General features: G+C 68.1%; 6 protein-coding genes and 1 tRNA gene. 4 read left to right on the plus strand and 3 right to left on the minus strand.

The genetic code is table 11. From position 1 onward, the window contains the following. From JWN68_RS00715 to JWN68_RS00730, 4 genes are all read left to right on the plus strand, one after another. Window positions 1-892 (plus strand): phosphoenolpyruvate carboxykinase domain-containing protein (locus JWN68_RS00715; RefSeq protein WP_297733213.1); only part of this gene is annotated, 892 nt, incomplete at its 5' end. A 140-nt stretch (window positions 893-1,032) separates the two neighbouring features. Continuing rightward, window positions 1,033-3,228, plus strand: a complete 2,196-nt coding sequence (locus tag JWN68_RS00720) for an EAL domain-containing protein (protein WP_297733216.1) — start codon at window positions 1,033-1,035, stop codon at window positions 3,226-3,228. Between the two features lie 239 nt (window positions 3,229-3,467). Further along, window positions 3,468-5,300: a phosphoenolpyruvate carboxykinase (GTP) gene (locus JWN68_RS00725; protein WP_297733219.1), complete on the plus strand. Its 1,833-nt coding sequence runs from the start codon at window positions 3,468-3,470 to the stop codon at window positions 5,298-5,300. 132 nt (window positions 5,301-5,432) lie between these two features. Then, complete coding sequence (locus JWN68_RS00730; RefSeq protein ID WP_297733222.1) at window positions 5,433-6,386, plus strand: LuxR family transcriptional regulator; 954 nt, start codon at window positions 5,433-5,435, stop codon at window positions 6,384-6,386. Window positions 6,387-6,440: 54 nt separating this feature from the next. Here the strand turns inward: JWN68_RS00730 and JWN68_RS00735 are convergent, their stop codons facing one another. From JWN68_RS00735 to JWN68_RS00745, 3 genes are all read right to left on the minus strand, one after another. Then, window positions 6,441-6,575, minus strand: coding sequence for a hypothetical protein (locus tag JWN68_RS00735; protein WP_297733225.1), 135 nt, complete (start codon window positions 6,573-6,575; stop codon window positions 6,441-6,443). Between the two features lie 195 nt (window positions 6,576-6,770). Further along, window positions 6,771-6,862 (minus strand) — tRNA-Ser (locus JWN68_RS00740). A 137-nt stretch (window positions 6,863-6,999) separates the two neighbouring features. Continuing rightward, window positions 7,000-7,449, minus strand: coding sequence for a hypothetical protein (locus tag JWN68_RS00745; RefSeq protein WP_297733228.1), 450 nt, complete (start codon window positions 7,447-7,449; stop codon window positions 7,000-7,002). Window positions 7,450-7,499: the final 50 nt, after the last annotated feature.

Raw genomic sequence — 7,499 nt, forward strand, 5'->3', positions numbered from 1 at the left:
CGGCGTCGCCAAGGACACCAACGAGCGCACCAACCCGACCGCTCTTCGTTCGGTCGATCCCGGCACCGGCGCGATCTTCACCAACGTGGCCTACAACCCCAACACTGAGGAGGTCTGGTGGGAGGGCCGCACGCCCAGCCCGCCGGAGGACGTCCACGGCTGGCTCGACTGGACGGGCGCGCCGATCGCCGACCGCAAGGACAGCGACTCCTCGCCCTGGGCGCATCCCAACAGCCGCTTCACCACGACGCTGGCCAACGTCCCCAACATCGCTGACGACTACGACGCCCCGACCGGCGTGCCGATCGACGCAATCATCTTCGGGGGCCGCACCCGTGACCGGGAGCCACTGATCCGCGCCATCCACGACCTCGCCGAGGGCGTCTACGATGGGCTGACGCTCGGAGCGGAGGCCACGGCGGCCGCTGAGGGCAAGGAGGGCGTGCTCCGCTACGACCCGATGTCCAACCGCCCCTTCATGGCGTACGGCGAAGGCGACTATGCCCAGCACTACCTCGACGTCGTCGGAGCCGCCGCCGAGCAACCGATCTTCGCCCACGTCAACTGGTTCCAGCGCGACCCCGAGGACGGCCACTTCCTCTGGCCGGGCTACCGCGACAACCTGCGCCCGCTGCTGTGGTTGCTCCAGCTCAAGAACGGTGAGGTGGAGGGACGCCAGACGGCGGTCGGCATCATCCCGACGGCCGACGAGCTCAACCTCGAGGGCGTCGACATCGCTCCGAAGGACCTCGCCACGATCCTCTCCCTGAACAAGGAGAGGTGGCAGCAGGAGATGGCCAATCGTGAGGAGCACCTGCGCCAGTTCCCCAACCTGCCGGAAGCGATCTGGGAGGCCCACCGCAGGGTGGCCGCGGCCGTGGAGTCCAGCTAGTCGGGGAAATCCACAAATCAAGCAATAGCCAACGCGGCTGGCGCGACTCGGTGATGATGGCGCTAACCATGAGCAGCTTCGAAGCATCACACCCCCCCACGCGACGCAGGTTCGACCGGCACCGGCCGTCACTGCGTCTGATGCGCCCGTTCGGCGCGGTAGCAGGCATCGGCCTGCTCACCGCGCTGGTCCCGCCCCACCAGGCCCCGGCGTGGGTGCTGCTCGCGGCGAGCGCCAACTATGTCCTCATCGCCGTGCTGCTGGTCCTCAGCGCCCGCACCGGGAAACCCGGGCTGTCCATTGCCGCTGCGTACGTTGCCTTCCCGTTCGTCGTCCTGCTCCGCGAAGCCGGCGGCGGACAGTCCTCGGGCCTCTCCTCGATGGTGTTCCTACCCGTCCTGTGGCTTGCTGTCACCGGGGTCAGACGCGACGTCTACGTCGCGTCCCTGCTGACCGGGGCCATCATCCTGGCGCCGGTGCTGCTGATCGGGCCGCCCCGCTATCCGGTCGAGGACTGGCGGCGGGCGCTGGTCATGCTGGCCATAGCGTTCGTGCTGGGGCGGGTGGTCCAGCGGATCGTGGAGCGTCTGGAGCGCGAGACGAAGTTCGCCCAGTCGGCCACCGAACGCAGCGAACGACTCTTCCTCGATGCCCCGCACGGCATCGCCGTGCTCGACGACAAGGGTCGGATCGAGCTGGCCAACGACGCGCTCGGCGCCATCGTGGGTGTGCCGCCGGACGAGCTCGTGGGCAAGCTGCTGACCGATCTCGCGCCCGCCGACGACGGCACGGTCGGCGCGCACGTCGGACGCATCCTGAACCACGAGGCCACCCTCGGGCTGGTGGTCGACGAGGGCAGCAGCCCCTCCACCGTCTCCGACTGCGTCCTGCGCAACGCCCGCGGACAGAACGTGCACGTGGCGCTGAACAGCCGGATGCTCATGCACAACGACCTGAACGAGCCCGACGTCATCTTGGTCAGCGTGGTCGACGTCTCCGAGCGCCGCCGCTACCAGGACCGGCTGGCCCACCTCGTGGACCACGACGTCCTGACCGGTCTGGCCAACCGTCGGCGCTTCGACAACGAGCTCCAGCGACACCTCGAGCGTGCCCGTCGCTACGGCCAGAACGGCGCGGTGCTGCTGCTCGACCTGGACAATTTCAAGCAGGTCAACGACAGCCTGGGGCACAACGCCGGCGACCAGCTCCTCGTGACCATCGGTGGGTTGCTCCGTCGGTCCGTGCGCCAGACCGACGTCGTGGCCCGCCTCGGCGGCGACGAGTTCGCCGTCCTGCTGACCGACGGTGACCAGACGGTGGCCGCGCGGATCGCCCAGGACATCGTCGACCGCGTCGGCAAGCACGCCGCCACCCTCGACGGCGTCAACCGCCGCGTCACCGCCAGTGTCGGTGCCGTGACCTTCCAGGCAGCCAGCGAGCACTCGACCGACATCCTCGCCCTGGCGGACATGACGATGTACGACGCCAAGGAGGCCGGTCGCAACCAGATCGCCATCCTGCCCGAGGGCGAGACGCGCCCGCCGCGCTTCTCGGCCAGGCTGCAGTGGCAGAGCCGGATCGAGGAGGCGCTGGAGCACGACCGCTTCGAGCTCCACCTCCAGCCGATCATGAACCTCGCCAACGACCGGATCAGCTCCGCAGAGGTGCTGCTGCGGCTCCGCGACCAGGACGAGCTCGTGCCGCCCACCCGCTTCGTCTACATCGCCGAGCGCACCGGGCTGATGCCCCAGGTCGATGCCTGGGTCGTCGAGCACAGCCTGGAGATGCTGACCCAGCTGCGGCAGCACGACCCGGACTTCGAGCTCGAGGTCAACCTCTCCGGCCACTCCATCGGCCACCCGGACATCGAGCGGACCATCCGGGAGTCCCTGGCCCGGCACGACGTCGACCCGGCTGCGCTGATCCTGGAGATCACCGAAACCGCGGCCGTGGCCGACGTGGGCCTGGCACGCGCCTTCGCCGAACGGATGACCGACCTCGGCTGCGCGTTCGCCCTCGATGACTTCGGGGCCGGGTTCGGCTCCTTCTACTACCTCAAGCACCTGCTCTTCGACTACGTGAAGATCGACGGCGAGTTCGTCGCCCACGTGCACGAGTCGCAGGTCGACCGGACCATCATGCGTTCGATCGTGGGCATCGCCAAGGACCTCGGCAAGAGAACGGTGGCGGAGTTCGTGTCCGACCCGAGGATCCTCGAGGTCTGCCGGGCCGAGGGCGTCGACTTCGCCCAAGGCTTCCTGATCGGCAGGCCTGCGCCGTACGACGAGTTCGTCGAGCAGTTCATGCGCTCCTCCGTCACCGCCCCGCGCGTCTGACACCGCAAGACCACCCCTCGAGAGGTCGCGGAACACCGAAACGTGACCTGCGCCTCACGGGTGGATCGATCCAATATGTCGACCGCAGGGCGGACGTTAGCCTCGGGCATCCGTCGCCGCAACGAAGCCGGACGGGTCCGAACACACACTCCACGACACCACCGTCGATGCGTTCGACGGCCGGGGCGCCTCCATCAGCTGGGGCACCACCGCGAATGCGCGAGAGGGAAACTGCAGGCATGACAGCCACCACAGACACTTCGGCCCCGACGACCCACCAGGGAATCCTGGCCTGGGTCAACGAGATCGCCGAGCTCACCCACCCCGACAACATCCACTGGTGCACCGGCTCCGACGAGGAGTGGGACCAGCTCACCGCGGCACTCGAGGGCACCGGCACCTTCACCCGGCTGAACCCCGAGATCAAGCCCAACTCGTTCTACGCGGCCTCCGACCCCACCGACGTGGCGCGCGTCGAGGACCGTACCTACATCTGCTCGGTCGACGAGAAGGACTGCGGGCCCACCAACAACTGGATGGACCCCGAGGCGATGAAGGACCTCATGCGTGGGCTCTACGCCGGCTGCATGAAGGGCCGCACGATGTACGTCATCCCCTTCGTCATGGGTCACCTTGACGCCGAGAAGCCGATGTTCGGCGTGGAGCTCACCGACTCCGCCTACGTCACCGTCTCAATGCGCGTGATGGCGCGCATGGGCAGCGAGGTCCTGCGTCGGATCGAGGAGCTCGACAACGGGGGCGCAGGGGACGTCCAGTGGGTCCCGGCGCTGCATTCGGTCGGCAAGCCGCTGGCCGAGGGTGAGCCCGATGTCGCGTGGCCCTGCAACGACACCAAGTACATCGTGCAGTTCCCCGAGGAGCGGATGATCTGGAGCTTCGGTTCCGGCTACGGCGGCAACGCGCTGCTCGGCAAGAAGTGCTACGCGCTCCGCATCGCCAGCGTGATGGCGCGCGACGAGGGCTGGATGGCCGAGCACATGCTCATCCTCAAGCTCACCTCGCCCGCCGGTGTCACCAAGTACATCGCCGCCGCCTTCCCGAGTGCCTGCGGCAAGACGAACCTCGCGAGGCTCCAGCCCACCATCCCGGGCTGGAAGGTCGAGGCCATCGGCGACGACATCGCCTGGATGCGCATCGGTGAGGACGGCCGCCTCTGGGCGGTCAACCCGGAGTTCGGCTTCTTCGGGGTCGCTCCCGGCACCAACGAGCACACCAACCCCAACGCGATGGCCACCATCAACAAGGGCAACTCGGTCTTCACCAACGTCGCGCTCACCGAGAGCGGCGACGTGTGGTGGGAGGGCCTCGAGAACACGCCGGCCAAGGCCACGTCGTGGAAGGGCGAGCCGTGGACCCCGGACAGCGAGGAGCTGTCCAGCCACCCGAACAGCCGCTACTGCACCCCGATCAAGCAGTGCGACATGCTTGCCGCGGAGTACGAAGACCCGCGCGGCGTGCCGATCGACGCGATCCTTTTCGGCGGTCGCCGCAAGACCACCATCCCCCTGGTGACCGAGGCGCGCGACTGGACGCACGGCACCTTCATGGGAGCCACGCTGTCCTCGGAGACGACTGCCGCTGCCGTGGGTGCGGTGGGCGTCGTACGCCGCGACCCGATGGCGATGCTGCCGTTCATCGGCTACAACGCCGGTGACTACTTCAGTCACTGGATCAACATGGCCAAGGACAACGACGAGTCCAAGATGCCCAGGATCTTCTACGTCAACTGGTTCCGCCGCGACGAGGACGGTGGCTTCCTGTGGCCCGGCTTCGGCGAGAACTCGCGCGTGCTCAAGTGGGTCATCGAGCGGCTCGAGGGCCACGCTGCGTCGGTCGAGACGCCGATCGGCCACGTGCCGGCTCCCGGCGCGCTGGACATCGAGGGTCTCGACGTGACTCCCGAGGCCATCGAGGCCGCACTCGCCGTCAACGTGGAGGAGTGGAAGGCCGAGATCCCGCAGATCACCGAGTGGTTCGAGAAGTTCGGCGACGACCTGCCGGCCGTGTTGTGGACCGAGCTGGACGGATTGAAGCAGCGCCTCGGCGTCTGATCCACCCGCACACCTGCCCCGGCCCGTCGTGATCACTGATCCGATGGGCCGGTGGCGTCAGTGCGGAAGGCTTCGCCGAGCCGACATCCTGTGGGAGGTTGAGGTGTGACATACGGGCCAGAGCAACGTGCAGTGTTCGAGGCGACGGCCACCGCCCTCTACGAGAGCCTCGTGGCCGAGGGTGGCGTGCCCGCAGATGATGAACGCATCTGCGACGGGGGCGAGGCCGCCGACGCGTTCGAGCTGCTGAGGGAGATGGGGCTCGTCGCCCTCGACGCGGCCGAGGGCCGGTGGGTGCCGGTCGACCCGTCGATCGTGCAGTCCCGGGTCGTCTCCCCGCTCGGCCAGAAGGGTGCCGAGCTGATCGCCGAGTCCGCCCAGTGGGCCAAGGCCTTCGGTGGCCTCTCGCAGGCGTGGCGACGGTCCCCGGAGGCGCTCCGGGGTCCCTTCTCGGAGCTCCGGGGCGACGCGATTCGCTCCTACATCACAGCGGTTGTCAGTGATGCGTCCGAAGAGCTGTTGACGGCCCAACCGCAGACCGACCGGGCGGTGAAGCAGCTGCCGGAGGCGATCGAGCGCGAGGTGGCAGCGCTCCGCCGCGGCATCAAGATGCGAACGCTCTACCAGCACGCCGCCCGGCGCTCGGTCGCCACGGCGAAGTACGTCGCCGCGGTGACACCCGAAGGAGCGCAGGTGCGCACGCTCGACGAGTTCTTCAACCGGTTGATCGTGGTCGACCGCCGGATCGCGATCATCCCGGGTCGCGAGGGGGATTCGGCGCTGGCGGTGCGCGAACCGTCCCTCATCGCCTACCTGGTCGACATCTTCGAACGCTCCTGGGAGCGAGCGCGACCCTTCACCAACCGCGACACCCCGGTCGTGCGAGACATTGCGGACGAACAACGGGCCATGACGATCAGGATGCTGATCGGCGGTCACTCGGACCCGAACGGCGCAGCTCGGCTCGGGGTCAGTCCTCGGACCTATGCCGGCTATGTCTCGGAGCTGAAGCAGGAGTTCGAGGTCGAGTCACGCTTCCAGCTCGGATACGAGATGGGCCGGCGTGGCGTGACGGGTCGAGACTGACCTGACGGGTGATGCCCCCCCGACTCAGCTGTCCAGGGACCGTCCGTAGAGGCCTCAGATGGGCCAGGTGGTGTCCTTGATGCTCGGGCTGTCGCTCTTGGCATCGGCCGGTCCGGCGACGGCACCGGCAACGCCCAGAGCGAGGGCGGCGGTCAGGACTGCAGCGGCGATTCGGCGTGGGGTGTTCATGGTTCTTCCACCTCTTGTCTCATGGGCCTTGGTCGAAGGCCAATGCTCATTCTCGCGCGAGGAATGCCCAGACGCACCACCGCTCGGGGTGCGAGTGTGTGCAAGTGCAGTATCTCGCAAGAGTGCGGGAACGGCAGCAGCGAGAGCGGCCGGCAAAATGAGCGACAGCCGGACCCAGGGGATCCGACTGTCGGCTGGCGGAGGCGGGGGGATTTGAACCCCCGACAGGGATTAACCTGAACCCGCTTAGCAGGCGGGCGCCATAAACCGGACTAGGCGACGCCTCCATGCTCGCCCCGTTGGACGAGCAGGGATGAGGTTACTAGCCGCGCCGAGCCTTTGCCGAATCGCACCCGGAGCGTCGCTGCGCGAGTGCGCAGCTGCGCTCTGGCTGCGGGCGTGCGTGGGATCTGGCTCGGCGGATTCAGAGGGGCTGGAGCCCCTGCCCCGCCTGGAGGTGGCGCTGCAGGTCGCGTACGAACGCCTCTCGGTCACCTGCCAGCATCTCGACCGGAATCGTGGTCGACTCGCCGTTGCGAAGTCGCAGCCGGACGACGGGTGAGCCGACCACCGTGGTCGTGACCGCGTCCTCCACGTCGGTCCACCGGGCTATGGCGACACCGACGCCACGGACCCACTGCACGCGGTAGCCCTCAGGGGTCAGCCGCACGACCCACCCGCGTCGCGTGAAAGTGACGGCGGCTGCGGCAAGCGCGGCCAGGCCCAGGACCACTGGGATGAGCATGATCGAGGTGTGGAGGTCGAGCAGGGCGACGAGTGCCGTCGTGGACAAGACCAACGCGGCGATGGCCAGGAGCAGCAGGCCCATCAGTCGCGCGGCCACGGCGGGGGCGACTCGGTAGACGGTGGGCACGGGACGATTGAACACAGGCCTGCCAGTGTTGCGCCAATCCAGCCTTGCCC

This window comes from Nocardioides sp. (assembly GCF_025964975.1).
Classification (GTDB): domain Bacteria; phylum Actinomycetota; class Actinomycetes; order Propionibacteriales; family Nocardioidaceae; genus Nocardioides.

Excerpts from the sequence above, each read along its gene's own strand:
- JWN68_RS00720 (WP_297733216.1), top strand. The coding sequence starts at position 1,033 with ATGCGCCCGTTCGGCGCGGTAGCAGGCATCGGCCTGCTCACCGCGCTG.
- JWN68_RS00725 (WP_297733219.1), top strand. The coding sequence starts at position 3,468 with ATGACAGCCACCACAGACACTTCGGCCCCGACGACCCACCAGGGAATC.
- JWN68_RS00735 (WP_297733225.1), bottom strand. The coding sequence starts at position 6,575 with ATGAACACCCCACGCCGAATCGCCGCTGCAGTCCTGACCGCCGCCCTC.